The sequence below is a fragment of the Pelomonas sp. Root405 genome (genome assembly GCF_001425165.1).
Classification (GTDB): Bacteria; Pseudomonadota; Gammaproteobacteria; order Burkholderiales; family Burkholderiaceae_C; genus Pelomonas.
Genome location: NZ_LMDU01000001.1, coordinates 869,958 through 894,580 on the forward strand (window position 1 = coordinate 869,958; position 24,623 = coordinate 894,580).

The window sequence follows — 24,623 nt, forward strand, 5'->3', positions numbered from 1 at the left end:
CGCTTCGGTGGGAGCGGACTCTAGGCAGGGCCATGCCACGCGTGTACTCAACCGCTTGAGCGTTTGGGGGCGCTGCCGCACGGCCGCCCCGCGCGAGGCACTGGCGATAACGGCCCACGATCAGCCCGGCCCTCAAACCGCAGAAATTGCAATGGCGCGGCCCAGTTCATCCTGCATCGGAAGGACGCCGCGCCCGGGTTCCCCCCAGTTTGCCGAGTACGGCGACGCGGCTCATTGCCTAAGCTGAAGCGACCACCTTCGCCCCTGGGGAGACTTTCATGGCCACCATGTCCAGCAGCACCCGCCGCGCCGCCGCCGAGGGCGATGCCCAGCCGCCGCGCTATGCCTACCACTACTGCAATGTGCGCCCGGGCCTGCCGCGGGCCGCCGGGCCCGAGGTGTTCGGCGAGCGGGCGTCTGCCATCAACTCGCTGCGCGACAAGTGGCTCAACGGCACCGAGCTGGCTTACTACTTCTACGACCAGCCCAGCGACGGCCAGACGGTGATGCTGGCCGACGGCAGCAGCCGCTTCGTGTCCTGGGCCGGAGCGGCGGAGCAGAAGCAGGCCGTGCGCAAGGCCTTCGACGCCTGGGCCAAGCTCGGCCTGGGCCTCCGCTTCCGTGAGGTGCCGACCCGTGAGCAGGCCACCGTGCGCATCGGCTTCATGGCCGGCGACGGCAGCTGGTCCTATGTCGGGCGGGCGCTGCTGGACATCGCGGCCGACGAGCGCACGATGAACATCGGCTGGGACGTGACGCAGGACCTCGACACGGCCATCCATGAGATCGGCCACACGCTGGGCTTCAACCACGAGCACCAGAACCCCTTCTCCGGCATCGTCTGGGACGAGGAGAAGGTCTATGCCGCGCTGGCGGCGCCGCCGAACAACTGGTCGCGCCAGAAGACCCACTTCAACATCCTGCGCAAGCTGGACGACACCACCGTGGAAGGCACGACCTGGGACCCGGAATCCGTCATGCACTACCCCTTCGGCCCCGGCCTCATCTTGCAGCCGGAGAAGTTCCGTGCCGAGCCGCTGCAGCCGCCGGGCGGCCTGTCGGCGCACGACATCGCCCAGGTGCGCAAGATCTACCCCGGCCAGCCGCCGGTCAACGAGCTCGGTGAGCTGGTGCTGGCGGAATCGCGCCGGCTGCAGATCGCGGCGGGCCAGCAGATCGACCTGCGCCTCAAGCCGCAGCGCACGCGCAACTACCAGCTCGCCACCTTCGGCGAGGCCGACACGCTGCTGGCGCTGTTCGAGGAGGTGGGCGGTGACCTGAAGTTCCGCGCCGGAGACGACGACAGCGGCGAGGACCGCAACGCCCAGCTCAAGCTCCGGCTGCAGCGCGGCCGCACCTATGTGCTGCGCGCGCGGCTGTACTACGCGGCGGCGGCGGCCGAGACGGCCGTCATGTGGTGGTAGAAGCCTAGACCCGGCGGTCGACCGCTCGCTACACACCGAAGGCCCTGGCGGCTCAACAGCACGGGCACTTTTCGATCATCACCACTTCGGTGGCCAACGCTGCACGCCCGCTGGGCTGGCGCTTCGAGCCGCTGGCGGCGTTGCTTCTCCTCGTGGGCATCAGCCCACTTCGTCGTCGCGCCTTGCCATCGGCCCGCCTCGCCAGCCCCTCGGGCGCGCCCAACCGCCGAATCTAGGCTCGCCGCGCCGCGCCGCACCTCAGCGCACCAACGCCTGATAAGTCAGGTTGCGCACCCGCAGGTGCAGCGTCGAGTTGCCCGCGGGCCGCAGCTGCGTCATGAAGAGGATGACCAGGCGCTCCTTCGGGTCCACCGTGTACTGCGGGAAATAGGCGCTGCCCCAGCCGAAGGCGCCTTCGCTGCCCAGCTCGGTGAAGCCGCCGCGACGCACGTTGACCCAGAAGCCCAGCCCGAAGCCATCGGCATCGCCGCGGTACTTGCCGCCGAAATGGTCGGCCGTCATCAGCGCCACCGTATGGGGCGCGAGGATGCGCACACCGTCGAGCTCACCCTTGTTCAGCAGCATCTGCAGGAAGCGCGTGTAGTCGCCCGCCGTGCTCACCATGCCGGCGCCGCCGGAGAGCAGCTTGCGCGGGCCATTGACGAAGTCGCTGCGCGCACTCGTCTCCATCAGCTTGAGCTGCCCGCCTTCCAGGCCGTAGACATTGGCCAGGCGCGCCACCTTCTCGGGCGGCACCCAGAAGCCGGTGTCGGGCATGTGCAGCGGGTCGGTGATGCGGGTCTTGATGAACTGGTCCAGCGGCTGGCCGGACACCACCTCGACGAGGCGGCCGAGTACATCGGTCGCATAGCCGTAGATGAACTGCTCGCCCGGGTGGCTCTGCAAGGGCAGGGCGGCGAAGCGCTCGGTCCACTGTGCCAGCGTCTCGTCGTTGCCGACGAGGTACCAGTCCTTCATGCCGGCTGCGTCATAGGCGGCCTTGGCGGGGCCACCGCCGTAGCTCATGCCGGCGGCGTGGGTCAGCAGGTCGTGGATCGTGATGGCGCGGCGCGGCTTCTCGGTGCCCCCGCCGGGCAGCGCGACCTGCATGTTGGCGAAGGCCGGCAGGTAGCGCGACACCGGGTCTTTCAGCAGGAAGCGGCCTTCCTCGTAGAGGATCATGGCCGCCACCGTCGTCAGCGCCTTGGTCATGGACGCGATGCGGAAGATGGTGTCCGTGCGCATCGCCTTGGCGTTCTCGATGTCGCGCTGGCCGTAGGCCTTGAAGACGACCGGCTTGCCGTCGCGCAGCACGGCCATCACGCCGCCGGCGAGCTGCTGCTTGCTGATCTGGTCGTCGATGGCGTCGTCCAGGCGCTGGAGTCGCTCGGGCGAGAAGCCCTGCACGTTGACGGCTGCAGCGGCCTTGGGTGGCGCGGCGCTGGTGAGCGGTGCGTGGGTCAGCGCGGCGCAGGCCAGCGCCAGGGCAAGGATCGTCTTGTTCATTCGGCTCAGTCGCCCAGCGGTCGTTGTTGGGTGAAGCCCGGGCTCGCTGCCACGCGGTACTGCTCGGGCGGCTGCGGCTTGCTCGGGTCAATCGGGCCGAGATCATCCCTCAGCTGCGCCGCCACGGGCACGCCGGCCTGCCTCAGACCCAATGCCACCAAACGCGCCAACTGATCGGCGCCGTAGTTGTTGTGATGGGTGTTGTCGATCTTGCCGTTGTTGACCGGGTGGGCGGCCTTGGAGCGCTCCGTGCCGAGCGCCGCGTACATCGCTTGGCTCATGCCGTTGAGGTCGATGAAGGCGAGCTTCATGTCGGTGGCCACGGCGCGCGCCGCGTCGGCGTACTCCGCCAGGCTGGGCTTGAGCCGGCCATCGGCGTCGAAGTTGCGCCGTTCCATCGATGACATCACCACCGGCACGCCGCCCCGCGCCAGGATGCGTTCGGCATGCGTGCGCAGCTCGGCCTTGTAGGTCTCGGCGTTGCCGCTGCCGTCCTTCTGCTGCTTCTGGTCGTTGTGGCCGAACTGCATCAGCACCGTGTCGCCGGGCTGCAGCTCCGACAGGATCTTGTCGATGCGCCGGCGCGAGAGCGAGTCGCGGAAGGTCTCACCCGACTGCGCATGGTTGGCCACGGCGACCGTCGGCTTGAACAGGGCGGTGAACATCTGGCCCCAACTGCTGTAGGGCTCGCGGGACTGGTCGGCGACCGTCGAGTCGCCGAGCAGGAAGATGGTGGGCACCTGCACCGGCTCGATGACGAGCCTGCGCAGCGCGGGCTGGCTGCCGTTGATCTCCAGCGTGATGCGCTGGTCCCAGGCCCAGATCTCGTCCTTGGTTTCGCGCGGCTCCTTGAGCTTGACGATGCCGGCCTCGATGCCCGGCACGGCGGCGATGCGCGCCGTGCGCACGTTGACGATGAAGCTGCGCGTCTGCGTGGCGCCGGCGGGCACCTGCACGCTGTCCAGCATCAGGCGGCGCAGCTCGGCCTTGACGGTCGTGTCGCTGGCCGCAGGCCCGCCCAGCGTGGCAGTGATGCGGTAGTTGCCCTCGGCGGGCACGTCCACCGTGAAGAAGCTGGGCTGGCCAGCCGCGTTGCGCGGCGCGCCCGGTTCGAAGCCGCTGCCCCGTTCACGGCTGTAGGTGGGCTCGGGCGTGGTGGTGAGGTCGAAGCTGAGCGCGTTGGCAGCGGGCGGTGGCGCAGCACAGCCGCTGAGGAACAACGGCACAGTGAGCACCAAAGGGAGAAGGAGGCGCATGTGTCAGTCCGTCAGGTGTTCGCCAGAGTGGTCCGGTCGTTCATGCGCGCGGCTGCAGCGGCTGCAGCGTGGAGTCGGCCACATGGCCGCTGCCACGGCCCCAGAGCTTGTCGTAGGGCCAGCCGGTCAGGTCTTCGACGATCTTGCGGTTCTCGTCCGTCTCGGCCTCGGTGGCACCGTTGCGCAGGCGCTCGACCTCGTGCACCAGCACCGCGTGCGTCTTCGCATTGAGGCGGAAGGACCAGGACGCGATGGCGCCCAGCACCAGCATCAGCAGCGGGCCGCCGACCATCAGCAAGGTGACGGTCTGCACAGCCTCGGCGCTTTGCACGACCACCTCGCCGGGCTTGGTCTTGATGTAGCCTCCCCAGTCGATGATCCAGCCGCTGGCCATGATGGCGGCGCTTTGGGCCAGCTTGCGCACCAGCGTCATCACGCCGGCGAAGATGCCCTCTCGGCGCTGGCCGGTGACGGCCTCGTCGACGTCGGGCAGGTAGTTGTAGACCGACCAGGGCACGAAGTTCAGCGTGCCGCGTCCCAGGCCCGCCAGCACGATGGGCACGAACATCCAGAACACCAGGCTGATCGAGAACTCGGGGCGCGTGGGGTCCACCGCAGCAAAGATGCTGGTGCCCAGGGCCTTGAAGCCCGCATCGAAGCCTTCAGGGCGCGCCATGTAGAACACCAGATACAGCAGCAGCGCGACGCCGAAGAGCGAGGCCGCCAGCCGGTAGGCCAGCACGGGGCCGGTGCGGATGACGATCTGGATGGCCACCATCACCGAGATCAGTTGGGCCACATACATGACCGTCATCAGCTGCGAGATGACGAGCGTGGCGCCCATCAGCACCGTGGCAACGAAGAAGGCGAAGGCGCTGTTGAAGATGTCCTGCGACAGGTAGCCGCCCAGGTAGATGGACAGGTGCTGGCGGAAGGCGCGGATCTTCAGCGTCGAGAAAAGGTCGCGGAACATCTTGGCGGGGATGGCCAGCGCGGCCTTCAGGCTGACGCCGCCATAGGTCTGCGACAGCACGGCTTGCTCGCGCGGGCCATAGGGCCGCTCCCAGCTCGTCAGCACGACGATGGTGACGACGACCGAGAAGATGCAGCCGAAGATGGCCGCCATCCAGAAGAAGGTGTCCGGCGAGTCCTTGCCACCGAAGTGGCTGATCAGCAGCGTGGGCAGGTAGGACGCCAGGATGGCCGAGCTCTGCGCCACGATCATGCGGGCGCCGGCGAACTTGGCCTTCTCCTTGTAGTCCTTGGTCATCTCGGCTGCGAGCGTCTCCCAAGGGATGAGAAACATCGTGTACAGCAGTTCGAAGAAGATGAAGACAAGCAGGTAGTAATAGAAGGTGTGGCCGGTGCGGAAGATCAGCGCGAAGCTGGGCAGCAGTGGGATGGTGATCAGCAGGAACAGCTTGCGCCGGCCGATCTTTCGGCCCACCCAGGTGTGGCGCAGGTTGTCCGACACGTAGCCGATCAGCGGGCAGGTGATGGCTTCGATCAGCCGCGGCAGGCCCAGCACCAGGCCGGCCTCGGCAGCGCTGAGGCCGCAGAAGGTCGTGAAGAAATAGAACAGCCAGCCGGTGATGACGGCCTGCGCGCCGGCCCCGAGCATGTCGCCCGAGCCCCAGCCCCAATAGTTGACCCAGGTGGGTTGTCGGGCGGCGGGGTGGAGGTTCTTGGTGATCATGTGGTGGGCGCTGGGAGCGCTTGTCTCTGCTTTTGTTTGGTGGCCATGCCCATGCCGGGACATCTGCCTTTCCGCTTGCAAGCGGAAAGTCCTTCGCCAGGCACAAGACAGTCCGCAGAGGACTGTCTTGTGTCCGGGCTCAGCCCCGGCGGGCGACCTTCTTTTTGAGCGACCAAGAAGAAGGCAAAAAGTCGCCCCCGAACCGCCCGGCCCTTAGCTTCGCAGCGGGCTGCCCTGCGGTGCTCGATCCTTGAGGCCTCGCGCAGAACTCGCTTCGCTACGCGCCGCTCAGACAGCTGCGCGAAGTCAGAGCTTGAAGTGCGCTGCGCGCACGGCCTCAAGACCTTCTGTTCCTCGGCGGGCTCAAAGGGGGTGTNCTACGCGCCGCTCAGACAGCTGCGCGAAGTCAGAGCTTGAAGTGCGCTGCGCGCACGGCCTCAAGACCTTCTGTTCCTCGGCGGGCTCAAAGGGGGTGTTAAGGAACAGCCGGCGCGAGCCGGCTTTCGGGCTTGGCTGTTCGCTGTTCGGCTGTTGAAAGGGGCCTCCCCTTCTAAACCGCCGAGAAGCGCAGAAACCCGAGGCGTGTGCGAAGCACGCTTCAACATCTGACTTCGCGCGGTTGTCTGAGCGGCGCGTAGCGAAGCGAGGTCCGCGCGAGCCTCGGGTTTCGAGCATCGCAGGGGACCCCGCAGGGGCGGTTTTGCAGGGGAGAGCTTTTTGCCTACTTTTTGGCGGCGCAAAAAGTANGTCCGCGCGAGCCTCGGGTTTCGAGCATCGCAGGGGACCCCGCAGGGGCGGTTTTGCAGGGGAGAGCTTTTTGCCTACTTTTTGGCGGCGCAAAAAGTAGGTCGCCCGCGGGGGCGAAATCCCCGCTGGGCCTGGCCGCGAACCCAAAGCAGCGCACAGGCAACCTCAGATGAAGCGAACCAACAACTCGCCCATCGCCAACAACGCCATCGCCTGCCCAAACGGCATCGACGTCAACGGAATGTCCTTGTATTCCTGCAGCGTGTTGAACACCGGCGTGCCGAAGCTCACCTGCGTCAGCTCCCCCGCCTCGTTGATCTTCGACCGCACCGCCAGCGCCGCCTTGACGCCGAACGCCTCGTAGTCGCGCGAGATGTAGCCCTTGCGCACCGCCTTCAGGATGCCGTACGCAAACCCGGCAGAAGCCGCCGCCTCGTCGTAGGACGTCGGATCGTCCAGCAGCGTCGGCCACAGACCCGACGGCGACTGGAACTGCGCCAGCGCCTTCACCTGCGCCTCCAAAGTGGAAACGAGGAACTGCCGGAACGCATCGCCCTCCGGCAGGTTCAGCAGTTCGATGAACTCGGGGATGACGATGGTGACCCACGAGTTCCCCCGCGCCCACAAGGCATTCGCAAAGTTGTGCCGCCCTTCGAACGTCCAGCCGTGGAACCACAGTCCCGTCTTGCGGTCGGCCAGGTACTTGATGTGCACCAGGAACTGCCGCTTGGCCTCTTCCACATAGTGCGGGCGGTTCAGCAGCAGCCCGAACTTGGCCAGCGGCAGCACCGACATCATCAGCGTGTCGTCCCACAGTTGCTGGTGGTTCACGCTGTTGTAGACGATGTGCTGGAAGCCGCCTTCGTCGGTGCGCGGCAGCTCGTTGTAGACCCACTCGGCCCAGCGGTCGATGTAGGGCAGGAATCGGCGGTCGCCGGTGCGGTCGAACAGATAGGCCAACGTCAGGAACGGCGCGACGGTATTGATGTTGCGCGACGGCATGCCCTCGGCAAAGCGGGCCTCGAACCAGCTGGTCATGATGTCCCAGGCCTTGGGGTCGCCCGTCAGCTCCCAGACCTTGTAGACGCCGTACAGGCCGACGCCGTGCGTCCACTCGAAGCCGTTCCAGCCCTTGGTGTCCAGCACGCGGCCATCGTCCAGACGCAGCAGGAATTTGCCGTCCTTGTCCTCGATGTTGACCAGGTTGTGGATGAGCCGGTCGATGGCGCCGCGGATGTCGTCGCGGTCCGCGCCGAGGTGGGCGGTGTGGTGGGCCAGCAGCGGGTGGATCTTGGACGAATCGACGGGCTTGAGGATCTGGTTGGACATGGTCAGTCTCTTATCAAAGCGCGAGTTCGGCGGCTGAGAGGCCGGGCGCGCTGACGCGCAGGCGCGCGGGTGTGTTGTGGTCGGTGCGGCGCAGTACCGCCAGGCCGCGGCCCTCGTGGACTGCATGCTCGGCGTCCCTCGGATCATCCACGTCGGCGAGGTTGCCGTTGCCGATGCCGAGGATCTCGACAGGGCCGACCGGCTCGAAGCGCAGCTTCTGCGCCGCATCCGGCACGCGGCGGCCCTGGGCATCGACGACGAAGAAGGCGATCTGCTCGACGCCGTCCTTGCCCGTGGCAACGCGCTTCAGCTCAACGCGCGCAGCAGGGCCGGCGGTCTCCAGCTTGAACTCGGCCACCGCCCTGCCGTCCTTCAGGCCGACAGCCTTCAGCTCGCCGGCTTCGAAAGGCAGTGTCCAGCTCAGGATGCCCTCGACGGCATCGGCTGCCTTCTGTGTGCTGACCAGCTTGCCGTTCAACCACAGCTGCACCTCGGGCGTGTTGGCATAGGCCGAGACGACGATGGACTCGCCCACCGGCCAGTTCCAGTGCTCGGTGACCTTGGCGCGCTTCTGTTGGTCCAGCAGCGGGGTGCCCTGGCCCGATTGCGATGCGATCTGCGTGGCCGACGCCGTCGCGGCGGCCAGGTACACGACCGGCTTGTTGCTCCACAGGCTGGCGCGGAAGGCGCCGCGCGGCTTCATGAAGCCGGCCAGGTCGAACAGGCCGAAGTCCGCCGCGCGCAGCGGCCAGCGGCCGGCCTCGCCGAGATAGTCGAAGCCCGTCCACAGGAACTGCGCCGAGATGTAGGGCGTGTCACGCACGATGGCCCAGGCGCGGTAGTCGTGGCGGTTCTCGCTGCCGTAGATGACGCGCTTCGGGAACTTGGCGTGGTCGGCGGCGTAGCGGGCTTCCTGGTAGTTGTAGCCGGCCACGTCGAACAACTCGCCAAAGCCGACGGCGTCGCTCATCTCGACAGACGCCATCGCGGCGGTGACGGGCCGCGTCGGGTCCAGGCGCCTGACGGCATCGACGAGCGGCTTGCCCCAGCGCACGAGGTCGCTGGCGGGCGGTGCGGCGGGGCGGTACTTGGCGCCGAGGACCGGATGCGAGAACGGGTCGTTCGGGTAGTCGACCTCGTTGCCGACGCTCCACATGACGATGCTCGGGTGGTTGCGGTCTCGCTTCACCATGTCCTCGACATCGCGCACGCCCCAGTCGGCAAACACCTCGCCATAACCCTGGCGGCCCGGCACGCCGACGTTCCACCCGGCGATCCACTTGTTCTTGGTCGGCGTGAACTCGTCGAAGGCCTCGGCTTGAACGAGGAAGCCCATGCGGTCGGCCAGGTCCAGCAGCTCGGGCGCGGGCGGGTTGTGGCTGGTGCGGATCGCGTTGACACCGATGTCCTTCAACTGCTGCAGCCGCCGCTCCAGCACCGACACGGGCACGGCCGCACCCAGGCTGCCGGCGTCGTGGTGCAGACAGACGCCCTTGAGCTTGAGCGGCTGGTCGTTCAGCGTGACGCCGGTGTTGGCGTCAAAGCGAAAGCTGCGGATGCCGAAGGGCGTGGTCGTCTGGTCGACGAGCTTGCCTTGCACGAGGACGGTTTGGCGCAGCGTGTAGAGGGCGGGGGTTTCCAGCGACCAGCGCTGCGGCTTGTCCACTGCGAGCTGTTGAGCCAGCGTGCGCCGCTCCCCAGCCGCGAGCTGGGCCTGCGATTCGCGCGTGGCAACAACCCGACCGTCCGGTGCGACCAGCTCGGCGCGCAGTATGAATTGGCGCGCGGTCGTCGCGGCGTTGATGAGTTCCGCCTCGGCCTTCACCTCGGCCTTGGCCGCGCTGACCTTCGGCGTCGTCACATAGCTGCCCCAAGGCGCGATGTGCAGCGCGTCCGTGAAGCTCAGCCGCGCGTCACGGTAGATACCTGAGCCGGTGAAGTAGCGCGAGTCCATCTGCCGCGAGTGGTCCACGCGCACGGCCAGCACGTTGGGGCTGCCGTCGGTCTTGAGGTAGGGCGTCAGCTCGAACTGGAAGCTGCTGTAGCCAAAGGGCCGGCCGCCGACGTATTGGCCGTTGACCCACACCTGGGCGCGCTCGTAGACGCCGTCGAAGGTGATGCGCGCGACGCGGCCCTTCTGTGCGGCGTCGACCGTGAAACTGCGCCGGTACCAGGCGATGCCGCCGGCCGCATAGCCGTTGCCGCTGCCGAGATCGGCGCGGAAGGGCTCGTCCATGCTCCAGTCGTGCGGCACCCGCACGGCGCGCCAGCCGCTGTCGTCAAAGGCGGGGTTCATCGCCGCACCGGGGTCGGTCTTGCTGAAACGCCAGCCGGTGTCGAGCAACTGCTCCTGGCGCTGGGCGAAGGCCGCGTTGGCGAGCAAGGCCGCGGCGAGGAGGGGGAGAAGCTTTTTCATCGCTGCAGATTGCGAGGTTGCGCCACGGCTTCCAGCGGCACGCCGCCGCGGGCGACGGCCAGCGGCACCAAGCGGACGGCCTCCAGCGCGTTGGCCGCTTGGCCGTCGGTCGTGACTGCCAAAGTCAGCGTGTTCTCGCCGTTCGGGTTCAGGATGCCGGGCGGCAGCACGAACACGCGTTGCGGGCCGATGTGGGCGATGAACTGGCCCATGTTCCAGCCGTTGACGAAGATCAGCGCGCGGTTCTCCACCTCGGAGCGTGGCTTCGTCGTGTCGCCGAAGGCCAGGCCCAGCTGCACGTCGTGGCCCTGCGGCAGGTCGAGCTTGAAGGTCGTGCGCAGCCAGTAGGTGCCGGGCGAAGGCGGGGCGGCATCCGGCGTCGTCGTGTCCCAGCCTTGCTGCGGCTTGGTGGCATCGACCGGCAGGTGCCAGCCCATGCGCTCGCCATGCAGCCCGCCGCTGTTCATCGGGCCGCGCACGAGGTCGGCAATGTCCTCGCCGCCCTTGTTGCCCTGGATCTTCCAGGCGATGGGCGTGCCGAAGCGCTGGCCGCCCTTGGTCGTGATGGAGGCCGAGATCAGGCCGCGCGCCTCCTTGTGCACGTCGTCGGCGAACAGGTCCCAGTTGTGCGAGTTGTTGCGCACGACGACGGATATGACATGCTCGCCCGGCGGCAGGTCCTTCAGCGTCTGACGGAAGGTGTCCGTGGTTTCAGGGAAGGGCCGGCCGGTGTCGTGGTCCTGCTGGCCGATGAACTTTCCATCGACCCACACCTGGACCATGCCCGCGCCACCGCCGCCGAAGAAGAGTTCGAGCTGCAGCGGCTTGGTGTCGGTCGTTGTGAAGCGGCCGCGATACCAGACGTCGCCGTGATGGAAGCCGTAGTCGCTCATCGCCAGCACGGGCTGGCCCTTGTCGGACGCGGTGTAGACGTTGGCGGCTGACACCGGCGCGTCGGTCTTGCGCCAGGTGCTGTCGTCGAACTTGGGGTCGGCTTCGAGCGAGTCGAAGCGGCGGGTCCAGGTGGTCTTCGCCAGGTCGGGCAGCGTGACGGCGTCAGGGCCGGGCAGCGTGGCGCGGGCGACGAGACTGCTGTCCTGCGCGGCGGCGGCGACGGCCTGGCCGTTGAAGCTCAGGCCGGTGATGCCATCCGGCACCCAGGTGCGAAGCGTGCTGGTGGCGGTGGTGTCGCCGGTCAGCTGCAGCGTCTTGCCGCTGATGACGGCCGTGCGGACCAACGCCGGGCTGCGCACCAGCACGGTCTGCTCACCCGCCTTCAGGCGCCAGAACTCCCAGCCGGTCTTCTCGTCGGCCAGTAGCAGCAACAGCGGCGCGCGGCCGCCGCCGTTGATCAGCACTTCGATGAGGCCGGTGTGCGAGTAGTTCAGCCGCAGGTCGCCGCTCTTGGCGTCCCAGTTGACCTGTGCTTGGCCGCGCAGGAACTTCACCGTCGGCTTGCTCGAATAGCGCAGCACGGTCTCGCCGTCGTCGCCATTGCGCCCGTACAGCAGCGCCACGTCGCGCGCGCCCTGCTGCAGGTGGGTCTGAAGCTCCGACGTGGAATAGACCAGATGCTGGCGCTCCATCGCATACGACGCCAGCAGCATCTTGGCGTCCTGGCCCGTCAGCGTCAGCTTGCCTGCCTGGGGGATCTGGTAGCTGCCGTCCTTGGTCTCCAACTTGAAGCCGAAGGCGGCAGTGCCGGAGAGGTGGTTGTGCTGGGCCAGCAGCACATGGCTGCCCAGCGCCTTGTTGACGTTGTGATAGAGCTTGACCTTGGCGTTGCCCGGGTCCAGCACCTCGCCCTTGTCTTGCGCCGCCAGCACCGGTGTGGCGGCCTGCACGAAGCTGCCCATCTGCTTGAGCACATAGGCCTTGTCACGCAGCGCGCGCGCCTCGTTGATGGGCGAGCCGTAGTCGTAGCTTGTGTAGACGACCGGCCCGGCCAGCCAGCCCCAGCTGGTGCCGCCGAAGGCCATGTAGATGGAGTGGATGGTCAGCGAGTTGATCAGACTGCTGCCGTAGAACACGCGCTGGTAGCCCGGGCCCTGGCGCTTGGCGGTGCACTCATAGGTGCCGTTGGAGCCCCAGTAGTCGAACCAGCCCGCGCCGATCTCGGCGACGAAGCCCGGCGTGTTGGGCGAGGCGAGCGAGCCGACCTTGGGAAAGTTCTTGCCGTAGATGCCCCAGTCCGGCGCCGGGGCCGGCGCGCCGGGCTGGCCGGCCACGTCGCAGACACCGCCGGGGTAGCCGTCGAAGGCGTAGATGTCGGTCGGGCCGGGGTTGGCGAACGGCGCTGTCGAGTTCTTCGGCGTCCAGTCCGGCAGGCGCGACGCGGCGTTGTGGAACAGCGGCACGGTGATGCCGTCGGCCCGCGCCTTGTCCGCCAGGTGCTGCATGTGGCGGATGTTCTTGGGGTTCACCGCGAACAGCTCGTTCTCCAGCTGGTAGGCGATGACGTTGCCGCCGCCGTTGGTGATCTGGTGGCGGGCCAGGATGGCGTTGATCTGCGTCATCCACTCGTCGGTGGCGGCCTGGTAGTCAGCCGCGTCGGTGCGCGCCTCGGCGCGTTGGCGCAGCAACCAGCCGGGGAAGCCGCCGGCCGTCAGCTCGGCGTTCACGTACGGCCCCATGCGGGCAATGACGTAGAGGCCTTCCTCCTTGGCGATCTCCAGCGCGCGCTCGACGTTGCGGATGCCGGTGAAGTCGTAGTGGCCGGGCTTGGCCGAGTGGTAGCCCCAGGCGAAGTAAAAGGCCACGGCATTGAGGCCGGATGCCTTCATCTTCTGCAGCACGTCGCGCCACAGGCTGGGCGAGGGCAGGCGAAAGGGGTGGAACTCGCCGCCGAAGATCATCTCGCGCTTGCCGTCGATGATCAGCGAATGGCGGTCCCAGGCGATGGTCTTGGGCTTGGCCTTGGGTGCCGTCGCACGCTCGATTTGCGCGGTCTCTTCGGCGATGACCGTGAAGTGACGCACCGTGCCCGACACGCCGCCCAGCTCCTTCTTGGCCGTCCAGGTCTGCAGGCCGTCGAAGCTGTCGGAGTACCAGTAGCGCTTCGTCATGTAGTCGTCGAAGTAGATGCGCCAGCCACTGCGGCCGTTCGCATCCTTGACGGGCACCAGCGCCTGGCCTTCCGACGGGCCGCCCCAGCCGGCCCAGTCGCCGGTCTTCTCGAAGGTCCACGGGCCGTCCAGCGACGGCGCGGTGGCCAGCTCGATGAACTTGGTCGTCTCGTTCTTGGTGAATGCGACATAGCGGCCTTCGTGCTGGATGACGAAGGTGTCGATGTAGTTCTTCTCCAGCCCCAGCATGGGCACCGGGTCGCCGAACCTGGTGAAGCTCGCGTCCAGCGCCTTCACCGTGTAGGCGCCGAACGGGCCTTGAGTGCCGTTCTTGGACAGGCTGACGACGAGCTTCAGGCTGCCGTCGCTGTCGCGGAACCATTCCGGCGCCCAGACGTTCTTGACGCCCGGCAGCTTGACCGGCACGTCGGCCACATGCGACCAGGTCTTCAGGTCGGCCGACTTGGCGATGCCGAAGGTCGAGCCGTTCCAGTTCGTCGTGTAGGCGACGTAGTAGAGGCCGTCCGCCGCGCGCATGATGGACGGGTCGCGCAGCAGTTCCTTGGCCGGCGTGTAGACCTCCGAGCCCAGCGACGTGAACTTGACGCCGTCGGCGGAGCTGAACAGGCTCAGCGTGTTCTGCGACGTGGCCATGAAGGCCGACATCAGGAAAGTGCGCGCGCTCTTGACGACCGGCTTTGTCGCCGGCGCGGGCGTGCTGACGGCGGTGGGCGCCTGCTGGCCGGGCAGGTCCTGCGCCTGCACGGTTGCACACAGCAACAGCGAAGCCAGCAAGACCAGCCGGAGGGCGGAACGGGGCGACAAAGCGGAAGCAGCGGGCATGAGCGGACCGGGAGTGCGGGGAGCCTCGGGCAGTTTCACCCCGTTCCATGTCGGCAAAAAATCAAGCGCGTGCGAGAAAGCGTCTTTGAAGGGCCGTCATCGCTTCAGACGAAAATGCCACCCATATGTTCAGTTTCTTCAAGAAGACGACTCCGGCGCCCGTCGAAGACGAAGCACCCATCCTGCTGCCCGAGGGCTGGGTGACGAAGCCGGCCAGCCCGCCGCCACCGCCACCCCCACCGCCGGTTGCTGCGCCTGTCCAGGTGCCTGTTGCGGCCCCGGTCGCACCGGTTCCCGCGCCTGTCATACCGGCGCCTGTCCGACCTATCGCGCCGCCGCCACCAGCCCCGGAGCCGGTCGCCGCGCCGCGTCAGGGTTGGCTGGACCGCCTGCGCGCCGGCCTGCGCAAGACTGGCGGCAGCATTGCCGGCGTCTTCACCGGCACCAAGATCGACGACCAGCTCTACGAGGAACTGGAAGAGGCGCTGCTGATGGCCGACGCCGGCGTCAAGGCCACGCAGTTCCTGCTCGATGACCTGAAGCGCCGCGTCAAGGACGCCAAGGCCACCGATCCGCAGGCCGTGCGCCGGCTGCTGATCGATGCGCTGGCCGAATTGCTGGCGCCGTTGGAAAAGGGCCTTGAAGTGGGCCGGTTCACGCCCACCGTGATGATGGTCGTCGGCGTCAACGGCGCCGGCAAGACGACCAGCATCGGCAAGCTGACCCGCCACCTCGCTGAGGCCGACCAGAAGGTGCTGCTCGCCGCCGCCGACACCTTCCGCGCCGCCGCGCGTGAGCAGCTCGGCGTGTGGGCCGACCGCGCCAAGGTCGAGATCATCAGCCAGGAGGGCGGCGACCCGGCGGCCGTGTCCTTCGACGCGGTCAACGCCGGCCGCGCCCGCGGCGTCGATGTCGTCATCGCCGACACGGCCGGCCGCCTGCCGACGCAGAACCACCTGATGGAGGAGCTGAAGAAGATCAAGCGCGTCATCACCAAGGCCCAGGAAGGCGCGCCGCACGAGGTGCTGCTGGTGGTGGACGGCAACACCGGCCAGAACGCGCTGAACCAGGTCAAGGCCTTCGACGAGACGTTGGGCCTGACCGGCCTCATCGTCACCAAGCTGGACGGCACGGCCAAGGGCGGCGTGCTCGCGGCCATCGCGCGCGAGCGGCCGGTGCCGGTTTATTTCATCGGCGTGGGCGAGAAGCTGGAAGACCTGGAGACCTTCAGCGCGCGGGAGTTCGCGCGGGCGCTGTTGGAGTAGGGCTGCACCCTGACCGATGGCATGGACGGCGCGACTGCCTATGCTGCCGGCTTGTCCAACCGTTAGAGGTCTGCATGCCCCGTCCCCAGTTCCTGCTTCCGCTGACCCTGGCGCTCGCCGCCGCGCTGCCGATGAGCGCGCTTGCCGCCGATGCCCGCAAGACCGCCATCACCGTGGCAGACACACCGCTGATTCCGCGCGCCGCATTGTTCGGCAACCCGGTGAAGGCCGGCGCGCAGCTGAGCCCCGACGGCCAATGGCTGTCGTGGATGGCGCCGGTGAACGGCGTCATGAACGTCTGGGTTGCACCTGCCAGCAAGCCAGACGCCGCCAAGGCCGTCACCGACTCCAAGGACCGGCCCATCCCCGGCCACTTCTGGTCGGGCAACAGCGAGCAGCTGCTCTTCGTCAAGGACACCGCCGGCGACGAGAACTTCCGCCTCTACGGTGTGGACGTGAAGACCGGCGCGCAGCGCGACTACACGCCCTTCGACAAGGTGCGCGTGCGCCTGGTCGGCGGCTCGCAGAAGCGCGTGGACGAGGTGCTGGTCGGCATCAACAACCGCGATGCGCGCTGGCACGACGTGCACCTGCTGAACCTGAAGACCGGCGAGTTGAAGCTGGTGATGAAGGGCGACGGCTTTGCCGGCTTCCAGGCGGACGACGATTTGCAGGTGCGCCTGGGCACACGCCCGAACGCGGCGGGCGGTGCCGACTACTACCAGGTCAAGGACGGCGTGGTCGCCGACAAGCCCTTCCTGAGCACCAACCTCGAAGACAACGCGACCGCCCCCATTGGCTACACCACCGATGGCAAGACGCTGTACTGGCGGGATTCACGCGACCGCGACACCACGGCCGTGTTTGCCGAGGACACCGCCACCGGCAAGCGCACGCTGATCGCCCAGGACGCCCGCGCCGACCTTGGGCAGACGCTGCGCCACACCACCACCGGCGAGGTGCAGGCCTATGCAGTCGACTACCTGACCACCGAGTGGCACTTCGTCGACAAGGGCCTGAAGGCCGACTTCGACTGGCTGCAACAGCAGTTGGGCAAGGGCGAGGTCTTCGTCGCCAGCCGCACGCGCGCGGACGACAAGTGGATCGTCGGCATCGACCCGGTCTCCAAGGTCTCCGCCACCTACCTGTACGACCGCAAGGCGAAGAAGCTGTCGGCGCTGTACGTCGCCCGCCCGGAGCTGCAGAACGCGCCGCTGGTGCCCATGCACCCGGTCGAGATCAAGTCCCGTGACGGTCTGACGCTGCCCAGCTACCTGACGCTGCCGCAGGGCGCCGACAAGAACGGCGACGGCAAGGCCGAACAGGCGGTGCCGCTGGTGCTGCTGGTGCACGGCGGCCCCTGGGGCCGTGACAACCATGGCTACAACGGCACCCACCAATGGCTGGCCAACCGTGGCTACGCGGTGCTGTCGGTCAACTTCCGCGCCTCCACCGGCTTCGGCAAGAAGTTCCTGAATGCCGGCAACAAGCAGTGGGGCCTGGCCATGCACGACGACCTGATCGACGCGGTCGACTGGGCGGTCAAGCAGGGCGTCACGAGCGCCGACAAGGTCGCCATCATGGGCGGCAGTTACGGCGGCTACGCGGCGCTGGCCGGTCTGGCCTTCACGCCCACGACCTTCGCCTGCGCGGTGGACATCGTCGGGCCCTCCAACCTGGAAACCCTGTTGGGCACCATCCCGCCCTACTGGGAAGCCGGCAAGAAGCAGATGTACAGCCGCATGGGCGACCCGACGACCGACGAGGGCAAGGCCATCCTGCGTGCCGCATCCCCGCTGTACAAGGCCGACAAGATCGTGCGGCCACTGCTGATCGGCCAGGGCGCGAACGACCCACGCGTGAAGCAGGCGGAGTCGGACCAGATCGTCCAGGCCATGCAGGCCAAGAACATCCCGGTCACTTATGTGCTCTACCCGGACGAGGGCCACGGCTTCGCCAAGCCGAACAACCGCATCGGCTTCAACGCGATTGCCGAGACCTTCCTGGGCAACTGCCTGGGCGGCCGCGTCGAGCCGCTCGGTGAGACGGTGCGCCAGTCGACCGCGCAGATCGCGCACGGGGCGGACTTCCTGCCTGGGCTGAAGGCGGCTGCAGAGAAGAAGTAGGCCGGCTGGGCGAGTTTGCGGGCCGAGCGCCGGGCCTGACATTGGCCAGAGGCCAATGTCCTTCCGTAGGCACAAGCAGTCCGCAGGGACTGCTTGTGTCCGACTCCAGTTCACCAAGCCGGCCCGTCATGGCGATGTGCGTGCGGCTCAATGCCGCTCGCATCGCCGTCCCTCGGGGGACCGACCAAGGTCGTCCTTGGTCGAGCGGTTTCAGTGCCCGGCTTGCGGGGTGTCGGCGTAGTAGCCGGCGCCGCGCAGTTTGGGGAATAGCGTTCCTCGCAGCTGATCGGCCGCACCGTTCTGCCATTCACGGTCCCAAGTCGTGACAGGCAGCTCGGTCGCCGCCAGTACGCGCAGCAGCCGCTCGCGCTTGCGCAGGTGCCGGAGCTGGTCGTCAGCAATCGGCATGAGCACGACCGAGCGCACGACCCCGTGCTCGTCGCACAGCGCGAAGTCCACAGTCAGCAGCCCCGTGCGCGACAGCCATTCGCGATACGAATGCGCCGGCACGCGCACCAGCTTGTGCAACGGCACATGCGCAAGCAGAAACCCCTTGGGGTGCTCCAGCGCCAACGCCTGCGCGATGTGCTTGTGCGCATGGCGCTCTGCGCTCGCCAGCATGCGGGCCGGCGTGGGCGGCCAGCGGACGACCGTGTCGCTGAGTTCAGCGGCGCCGGCGGCGTTGCCCTGGCCGGTGAGGCGGTTCAGCCAGGCGCCAAACGCGCTGGAGAGGTGGAGGTTCAGCATGGGCGCACGGTAGCGGCGGGCTCGCCGCTTGACCATGCGCGGCCAGGCTTCAAGCGTGGGGGTCAGGTGTTTCCACCTGTACTCCCCGGCGCGGTCACATGCCCGGCAGGCCCTTCATGCCGCCCATGCGCTTCATCATCTTCATCAAGCCGCCACCCTTCATCTTCTTCATCATTCCCTGCATCTGGTCGAACTGATTCAGCAGGCGGTTGACGTCCTGGATCTGCACACCGGCACCAGCGGCGATGCGGCGCTTGCGGCTGGCCTTGCTCTTGCCGTCCATCAGCAGCGTCGGCTGGCGGCGCTCCTTGGCGGTCATGGCCTGCAGGATGCCTTCCATGCGCTTCATGTCGCGCTCGGCGCGGTCCATGTCGGCCTGCCCGGGCTGCTTGTTGCCCATCATGTTCTGCGGCAGCTTGTCCATCAGGCCGCCCAGGCCGCCCATCTTCTTCATCTGCGAGATCTGCTGCAGGAAGTCATTCAGGTCGAAGCCGCTGCCGCTCTTGAGCTTGTCGGCCATCGCCTGCGCCGAGGCCATGTCGACGTTGGCGGTGACCTGCTCGACGAGCGCCACGATGTCGCCCATGCCCAGCACGCGGCCGGCATGGCGGTCGGCGTCGAACACCTCCAGGCCGTCGATCTTCTCGGACACACCGGCGAACTTGATCGGCGCGCCGGTGATCTGCCGCACCGACAGCGCCGCGCCGCCGCGCGAGTCGCCGTCGAGCTTGGTCAGGATGACGCCGGTCAGCGGCAGTGCTTCCTTGAAGGCCTTGGCCGTGTTGACCGCGTCCTGGCCCTGCATCGCGTCGACGACGAACAGCGTCTCGACCGGGTTGAGCGTCGCGTGCAGCTCCTTGATCTCGGCCATCAGCACGTCGTCGATGGCCAGGCGGCCGGCGGTGTCGACCAGCAGCACGTCGAAGTAGTGGCGGCGGGCATGGTCCAGCGCGGCCAGCGCGATGTCGCGCGGCTTCTGGTTCGGATCGGAGGGAAACCACTCGCCGCCGGCCTGCTTGGTGACCGTCTTCAGCTGCTCGATGGCGGCCGGGCGGTAGACGTCGGCAGAGACCGTCAGCACCTTCTTCTTGCGCTTCTCGATCAGGTGCTTGGTGAGCTTGGCGGTCGTCGTCGTCTTGCCGGCGCCCTGCAGGCCCGCCATCAGGATGACGGCGGGCGGCTGGGCCGCCAGGTTGATGTCGGCGACGCCCTCGCCCATGGTCGCGGCGAGTTCCTTGTGCACGACCGAGACGAGCACCTGGCCGGGGTTCAGCGAGCCGACGACCTCCTGGCCGAGCGCCTTCTCCTTCACGCGGGCGATGAAGTCGCGCACCACCGGCAAGGCCACGTCGGCCTCCAGCAGGGCCATGCGCACTTCGCGCAACATGTCCTGCACATTGCTCTCGGTGATGCGGGCCTGGCCGCGCATCGTCTTGACGAGGCGACTCAGGCGGTCGGTGAGATTGGAAGCCATGGGGTAGGAGGGGGCCCGGTCGGCAGAACGGCGACAGGCCAAAAGTACACTGCGGTCCATGAGTTTATCGCCCGCTCCCCTGGGAGACGCTACAGCGGTCCAAGCCATGGGGCCGGGCCTGGCGCTGGCCATCGCCAGCGGCCTGGCCTTGCTGGGCTATGTCTGGGTCGGGCTGCTGCGCGCACGTGCCGGCGAGGCCGAGACGGCCGGCCGCGCGCCGGTGCGTTCGGTGCCGCCGATGGCGCTGGCCTGGACGGCGCAGTTCGTCGCGCTGTTCATCGACATCAGCGGTTTCGGCCTGGCGACTCCGGGCGCACGCTTCGGCTTCGCGCCGGCGCTGTCGATGACGACCTGGCTGGTGCTGACGGTCTATCTGATCGAAAGCCGCTTCCTGCCGCTGCACAGCGTGCGCCGCGTGCTGGCCTGGTTGGCAGCGGCTGCGGTGCTGCTGGCCTGGAGCTTTCCGGGCGAGAGCCGGCCGCTGGCCGCCTCGCCCTGGGCGCCGCTGCACTGGGTGCTTGGGCTCGCGTCCTATGGCCTGTTTGGCGTGGCGGTGCTGCATGCGGCATTGATGAACCGCGCCGAGAACCGGCTGCGCCACAAGCTGGCCACGCCCGGCTCGATGTCGAGTCAGATGCCACTGCTGCAGCTGGAGCGGCTGACCTTCCAGTTCGTCGCCGCCGGCGTGGCCGTGCTGTCGCTGGCCATCCTGCTGGGTTGGTGGTTCACGCCGACCTGGCGCTGGGATCACAAGAACCTGCTCGCCGTGCTGGGCTGGCTGGTGCTGACGGGCCTGCTGGTCGGCCGGCGCATCTACGGCTGGCGCGGCCGGCGTGCCACGCGCTGGCTCTATGCCGGCGCGGCACTGCTGCTGCTGTCCTATGCCGGGTCGCGCTTCGTGTTCGAGGTCATCCTGCAGCGCAGCCTAAACGGGGGCGGCGCATGAAATACGTGCTGCTGCTGGCCGTGCTGGCGCTGATCATCTTCATCATCGGCTTCAAGCGGGGCCGGCCCCGCGAGCCGGAGGCGCGCAACAAGCCGGCGTCGCCCCAGGCACCCAAGGCGATGCTGCGCTGTGCCGAATGCGGCATGCACCTGCCGGCCGACGAGTCGCTGCCGGGCAAGGGTGGCGTGTTCTGCAGCGCCGGGCATCGCAACAGCTTCGAGGCCCGCGAGGGTTGAGCCGCGGGGTGGCCGAAGGCAGCTGGTTCGTCGAAGTCCCGCCGGCCGAGCCGGCCGAGAGCAGTGCGAGCTTCGAGCGCCTGTACCGCGCCTTTCTGGCTGCGCGCGCCGCGCTCGGTGTGGCGCTGATCGCGGCGCAGCTGATCGCCGCGGCGCTCTCGACGCCACCGGCGCAGTCGACCCTCACGCTGAGTGCCTACTACGCCATGGCCGCCGTGGCGCTGTGGCTGCTGCCCCAGCTGCGCCGCGGCGCCTCGGCGCGCAGCCTGGCGCGCATCAGCAGCCCGCATTGGTGGAGCGCCATCGGCATGGACCTGGTGCTGTTCGGCGTGCTGCATGCGCTGGACCCCAGTGGGGTCAACTACGGCGCCCTGTTCGTCATGCCAGTGCTGATGGCTGCCGTGCTGTGCCCGCGCATGCTGGCGCTGGCGACGGCGGCAATGGCGACGCTGGGCCTGCTGGCCGCCGCGGTGTGGGCGCTGCTGTTGGGCGCAGATGTTGGCCTGCGGACAACACAGGCCGGCTTGGTCGGCAGCGGCCTGTTCGCGGTCAGCCTGCTGGCCGGCGAACTGAGTGCACGACTGGCCCGCGAGGAGAAGGCCGCGCGCGGCAGCCTGGCACTGGCCCGCCAGCAGGAGTCGTTGAACCGCCTGGTCATCGACGAGATGCAGGAAGGCGTGCTGGTCGTCGACCGGCGCGGCCGGGTGCGGGCCATGAACCCGGCCTCGCGCGATCTGCTGGGCGCCTCCAGTGGCGAACTGAGCTGGCAACTGCGCGGCCGCGCCGACTGGCAGCCGCTGGTGCAGGCGCTGGAGCGCGCCTATGCGGGTGGCGCAGGCGGCACGGGTGCCGAGGTCGACGTGGCGCTGCCGCTGGAGAGCGGCGTCAGCCGCAGCCTGCGCCTGCGCCTGCGCTTCACCCGCCAGCGCGAAGGCAGCGAGGAGCTGTGCGTGCTTTTCGTCGAAGACAACCGCGAGCTGCTGGCGCGCACCCGCCAGGAAAAGCTGGCCGCCATGGGCCGGGTGTCGGTTGGCATTGCGCACGAGATCCGCAACCCCTTGGCTGCCATCGCGCAGGCCAATGCGCTGATTGCCGAGGATGTGGCTGGCATGCGCGCCGAGCAGCTGACCAAGATGGTGGCGTCGAACGTGCAGCGGCTCAAGCGCCTGGTCGACGATGTGACGGAGATCGCGCCGGGCATGCAGCCAGAAACCCAGCCGCTGGACGCCAGCGCCCTCGTGCAGGAGGCCTGCGACGACTGGGCGCGGGTCAATGACATCAAGCCCGGCGCGCAGAGCCGTTTCCAGTTGCAGATCGGGGCACCCGGCCTGCTGGCGCTGTTCGATGCGGAGCATCTGCGGCGTGTGCTGGTCAACCTGTTGGACAACGCGCACCGGCATGCCGAGGCCGGCGTCGGGGCCATTGCCGTCGTGCTGGCGCGGCATGGAGACGACCTGGAGCTGGTCGTGCGCAGCGCCGGCCCACCGGTGCCACCGGAGATCGAACGGCATCTCTTCGAGCCCTTCTTTTCGACGCGCAGCCGCGGTTCGGGCCTGGGCCTCTATATTTGTCGTGAGCTGTGCGAGCGCCATGCCGCCCGCATCGATTACCGCCGCTCGGCCGACGCGGCGGCCAACGAGTTCCGCGTCCAACTGCGCATGCCTTCAGCCCCCATGACATCTCCGCTGAGCCGATGAGCAACCCCACTCGCCTGCTGGTCGTCGACGACGAGCCCGATCTGCGCACGCTCTACGAGCTGACGCTGCTGCGCGAGGGCTATGAGATCGACAGCGCCGGCTCGGTCGCCGAGGCGCTGACGCTGCTGCAGGCCGCGCAGTACAGCGCCGTCATCACCGACATGCGCCTGCCGGACGGCTCGGGCCTGGACGTGCTGCGCTGGATGGAGCAGGCGGCCCGGCCAGAGAAGGCCATCGTCATCACGGCCTTTGGCTCGGCCGAGAACGCCGTTGAGGCGCTGAAGGCCGGCGCCTTCGATTACCTGACCAAGCCGGTGGACCTGCGGCAGTTCCGCCTTGTCGTTGGCTCGGCGCTCGGCCGCCAGCCGGCGGCGCGGCTGCCCGAGCCGGCGCCCGTGACCGAAGTTGCGGGCCCGGCGGCAGCGACGGCACTGCGCCTGGTCGGCGAGTCGCGCGCGATGCGCGCGGTGCGCGTGCTGATTGAGAAGGTGGCGCGCAGCATGGCGCCGGTGCTGGTGCAGGGCGAGTCAGGGACCGGCAAGGAGCTGGTCGCACGCGCCATCCACGACCACGGCGCGCGGCCCGACGGGCGCTTCGTCGCGGTCAACTGCGGCGCCATTCCCGAGAACCTGCTGGAAGCCGAGTTCTTCGGCTACCGCAAGGGCGCCTTCACCGGCGCCAACGAGGACCGCGAAGGTTTCTTCCAGGCGGCGGATGGCGGCACCCTCTTCCTCGACGAGATCGGCGACCTGCCGCTGGCCATGCAGAGCAAGCTGCTGCGGGTCATCCAGGAGCGCTCGGTCCGGCCGGTCGGGGCGACGGCCGAGACGGCCATCAATGTGCGAATCCTCAGCGCGACGCACAAGGACCTGGCCGCCGAGGTGGCGGCGGGGCGCTTCCGGCAGGATTTGTTCTACCGCCTCAACGTCATCCAGATCCGCGTGCCGCCGCTGCGCGAGCGGCTGGAGGACCTGGGGCTGATCAGCACCCGGGTACTCGCGCGCATCGCCCAGGACGCCGGCGTGTCGCCTGCACCGCGGCTCACGGCGGCGGCGTTGCAGACCCTGTCGCGCTATGCCTTCCCCGGCAATGTGCGGGAGCTGGAGAACCTGCTGCACCGCGCGCTGGCGCTGGCCGGCGGGGAGTTGATCGACGCCGACGACCTGGGGCTGCCGGACACGCTGCTGGACGAGGGCCGCAGCGAATCGCAATTTGCCGCGCTGGAGACACCGGTGGCGGCTGCGCCTCTGGCCGAGGCGGTGTCGCTGCCCGAGGAACTGCCGTCGGACCTGGCGCGCTATCTCGACGAAGTCGAGCGCGCCATCCTGCTGCGCGCGCTGGAGCTGCACCGCTTCAACCGCACGGCGGCAGCAGCCAGCCTGGGGTTGTCGCTGCGCCAGATCCGCTACCGCATGGCGCGGCTGGCGATCTCGGCCGGTGACAGTTGAACGAAAAACCTTCTCCGGATTTGCCCTGCTTGATTCCGCGGTGAGACGTCATCGCGCATGCCGCGGTCCGCGCAGAAGCAGCATTGGCGCGGCTTTGCGCCGCGCATCGGCCCGCAAGCCCAATGCCGGCGCGGGTTGCCGGTCAGGAGGCCCGATGGCATCGGGCAAAGACGCCAGAAGCGCATTTTTCCAGCTGAATCGCGCCCCGGGTTTGACACTAGGGGTAGTGCTTGAGAGGCTGGCAAGCCATAGATATAGTGTCCTCTCGTGATATCCTGCTAACCCAGTCGCCTCCATGACCATCCCCTCGGATTCGCCGTTTGCCGTGGCCACGCCACAGCAGCAAGGCGCCCGAGGAGCCAGCCGGAAAGCCCGCCTGGCGATGGATCGGCAGGGACGAAA

15 protein-coding genes are annotated in these 24,623 nt (G+C 68.0%); 7 read left to right on the forward strand and 8 right to left on the reverse strand.

Translation table 11 applies throughout. The features are described 5' to 3' along the window. Window positions 1-278: 278 nt before the first annotated feature. Window positions 279-1,424, forward strand: a complete 1,146-nt coding sequence (locus ASC81_RS03885; RefSeq protein ID WP_156391720.1) for a M12 family metallopeptidase — start codon at window positions 279-281, stop codon at window positions 1,422-1,424. A gap of 258 nt (window positions 1,425-1,682) precedes the next feature. On the opposite strand, the gene ASC81_RS03890 is transcribed toward ASC81_RS03885, so the two are convergent. From ASC81_RS03890 to ASC81_RS03915, 6 genes are all read right to left on the reverse strand, one after another. Beyond that, entirely contained in the window at window positions 1,683-2,930 is a 1,248-nt protein-coding gene (locus ASC81_RS03890; protein ID WP_056262932.1) for a serine hydrolase, read from the reverse strand. A gap of 5 nt (window positions 2,931-2,935) precedes the next feature. Further along, on the reverse strand, window positions 2,936-4,186 hold the full coding sequence (locus ASC81_RS03895) for a rhamnogalacturonan acetylesterase (RefSeq protein ID WP_082536233.1): 1,251 nt from the start codon (window positions 4,184-4,186) through the stop codon (window positions 2,936-2,938). 40 nt (window positions 4,187-4,226) lie between these two features. Beyond that, window positions 4,227-5,882, reverse strand: coding sequence for an MFS transporter (locus tag ASC81_RS03900; protein ID WP_056262938.1), 1,656 nt, complete (start codon window positions 5,880-5,882; stop codon window positions 4,227-4,229). A 912-nt stretch (window positions 5,883-6,794) separates the two neighbouring features. Beyond that, entirely contained in the window at window positions 6,795-7,958 is a 1,164-nt protein-coding gene (locus ASC81_RS03905) for a glycoside hydrolase family 105 protein (RefSeq protein WP_082536234.1), read from the reverse strand. Window positions 7,959-7,971: 13 nt separating this feature from the next. Continuing rightward, window positions 7,972-10,374 (reverse strand): glycoside hydrolase family 2 TIM barrel-domain containing protein, encoded by a 2,403-nt coding sequence (locus ASC81_RS03910; protein WP_082536235.1) that lies wholly within the window; start codon window positions 10,372-10,374, stop codon window positions 7,972-7,974. Continuing rightward, window positions 10,371-14,264, reverse strand: coding sequence for a beta-galactosidase (locus ASC81_RS03915; protein WP_235533562.1), 3,894 nt, complete (start codon window positions 14,262-14,264; stop codon window positions 10,371-10,373). Before ASC81_RS03915 ends, ASC81_RS03910 begins: the two co-directional genes overlap by 4 nt. Window positions 14,265-14,407: 143 nt before the next feature. Here ASC81_RS03915 and ftsY point away from each other — a divergent pair, with 143 nt between their 5' ends. Continuing rightward, on the forward strand, window positions 14,408-15,547 hold the full coding sequence (ftsY, locus tag ASC81_RS03920; protein WP_056262942.1) for a signal recognition particle-docking protein FtsY: 1,140 nt from the start codon (window positions 14,408-14,410) through the stop codon (window positions 15,545-15,547). Between the two features lie 74 nt (window positions 15,548-15,621). Next, complete coding sequence (locus ASC81_RS03925) at window positions 15,622-17,673, forward strand: S9 family peptidase (RefSeq protein ID WP_056262945.1); 2,052 nt, start codon at window positions 15,622-15,624, stop codon at window positions 17,671-17,673. A 210-nt stretch (window positions 17,674-17,883) separates the two neighbouring features. Here the strand turns inward: ASC81_RS03925 and ASC81_RS03930 are convergent, their stop codons facing one another. Beyond that, window positions 17,884-18,420 (reverse strand): hypothetical protein, encoded by a 537-nt coding sequence (locus ASC81_RS03930; RefSeq protein ID WP_156391722.1) that lies wholly within the window; start codon window positions 18,418-18,420, stop codon window positions 17,884-17,886. 94 nt (window positions 18,421-18,514) lie between these two features. Continuing rightward, window positions 18,515-19,894, reverse strand: a complete 1,380-nt coding sequence (gene ffh / locus ASC81_RS03935) for a signal recognition particle protein (RefSeq protein ID WP_056262950.1) — start codon at window positions 19,892-19,894, stop codon at window positions 18,515-18,517. A 106-nt stretch (window positions 19,895-20,000) separates the two neighbouring features. On the opposite strand from ffh, the gene ASC81_RS03940 reads away from it, so the two are divergent. Genes ASC81_RS03940 through ASC81_RS03955 form a run of 4 tightly spaced genes read left to right on the forward strand, consistent with a single transcriptional unit; the run spans window position 20,001 to window position 24,221 of the window. After that, complete coding sequence (locus tag ASC81_RS03940) at window positions 20,001-20,840, forward strand: inner membrane protein YpjD (protein ID WP_082536237.1); 840 nt, start codon at window positions 20,001-20,003, stop codon at window positions 20,838-20,840. Next, a complete protein-coding gene (locus ASC81_RS03945) occupies window positions 20,837-21,076 on the forward strand; it encodes a PP0621 family protein (protein ID WP_056262957.1) in 240 nt (79 codons plus the stop codon). The genes ASC81_RS03940 and ASC81_RS03945 overlap by 4 nt, the downstream gene beginning before the upstream one ends. A gap of 8 nt (window positions 21,077-21,084) precedes the next feature. After that, window positions 21,085-22,773, forward strand: coding sequence for a PAS domain-containing sensor histidine kinase (locus tag ASC81_RS03950; protein WP_056262959.1), 1,689 nt, complete (start codon window positions 21,085-21,087; stop codon window positions 22,771-22,773). Then, window positions 22,770-24,221: a sigma-54 dependent transcriptional regulator gene (locus tag ASC81_RS03955; RefSeq protein WP_056262961.1), complete on the forward strand. Its 1,452-nt coding sequence runs from the start codon at window positions 22,770-22,772 to the stop codon at window positions 24,219-24,221. Before ASC81_RS03950 ends, ASC81_RS03955 begins: the two co-directional genes overlap by 4 nt. The last annotated feature ends 402 nt before the right edge of the window (window positions 24,222-24,623 follow it).

Coding starts and splice junctions, on each gene's coding strand:
- ftsY (WP_056262942.1), top strand. CDS start 14,408: ATGTTCAGTTTCTTCAAGAAGACGACTCCGGCGCCCGTCGAAGACGAA.
- ASC81_RS03900 (WP_056262938.1), bottom strand. CDS start 5,882: ATGATCACCAAGAACCTCCACCCCGCCGCCCGACAACCCACCTGGGTC.
- ASC81_RS03895 (WP_082536233.1), bottom strand. CDS start 4,186: ATGCGCCTCCTTCTCCCTTTGGTGCTCACTGTGCCGTTGTTCCTCAGC.
- ffh (WP_056262950.1), bottom strand. CDS start 19,894: ATGGCTTCCAATCTCACCGACCGCCTGAGTCGCCTCGTCAAGACGATG.
- ASC81_RS03945 (WP_056262957.1), top strand. CDS start 20,837: ATGAAATACGTGCTGCTGCTGGCCGTGCTGGCGCTGATCATCTTCATC.
- ASC81_RS03955 (WP_056262961.1), top strand. CDS start 22,770: ATGAGCAACCCCACTCGCCTGCTGGTCGTCGACGACGAGCCCGATCTG.
- ASC81_RS03890 (WP_056262932.1), bottom strand. CDS start 2,930: ATGAACAAGACGATCCTTGCCCTGGCGCTGGCCTGCGCCGCGCTGACC.
- ASC81_RS03905 (WP_082536234.1), bottom strand. CDS start 7,958: ATGTCCAACCAGATCCTCAAGCCCGTCGATTCGTCCAAGATCCACCCG.
- ASC81_RS03940 (WP_082536237.1), top strand. CDS start 20,001: ATGGGGCCGGGCCTGGCGCTGGCCATCGCCAGCGGCCTGGCCTTGCTG.
- ASC81_RS03885 (WP_156391720.1), top strand. CDS start 279: ATGGCCACCATGTCCAGCAGCACCCGCCGCGCCGCCGCCGAGGGCGAT.
- ASC81_RS03910 (WP_082536235.1), bottom strand. CDS start 10,374: ATGAAAAAGCTTCTCCCCCTCCTCGCCGCGGCCTTGCTCGCCAACGCG.
- ASC81_RS03930 (WP_156391722.1), bottom strand. CDS start 18,420: ATGCTGAACCTCCACCTCTCCAGCGCGTTTGGCGCCTGGCTGAACCGC.
- ASC81_RS03925 (WP_056262945.1), top strand. CDS start 15,622: ATGCCCCGTCCCCAGTTCCTGCTTCCGCTGACCCTGGCGCTCGCCGCC.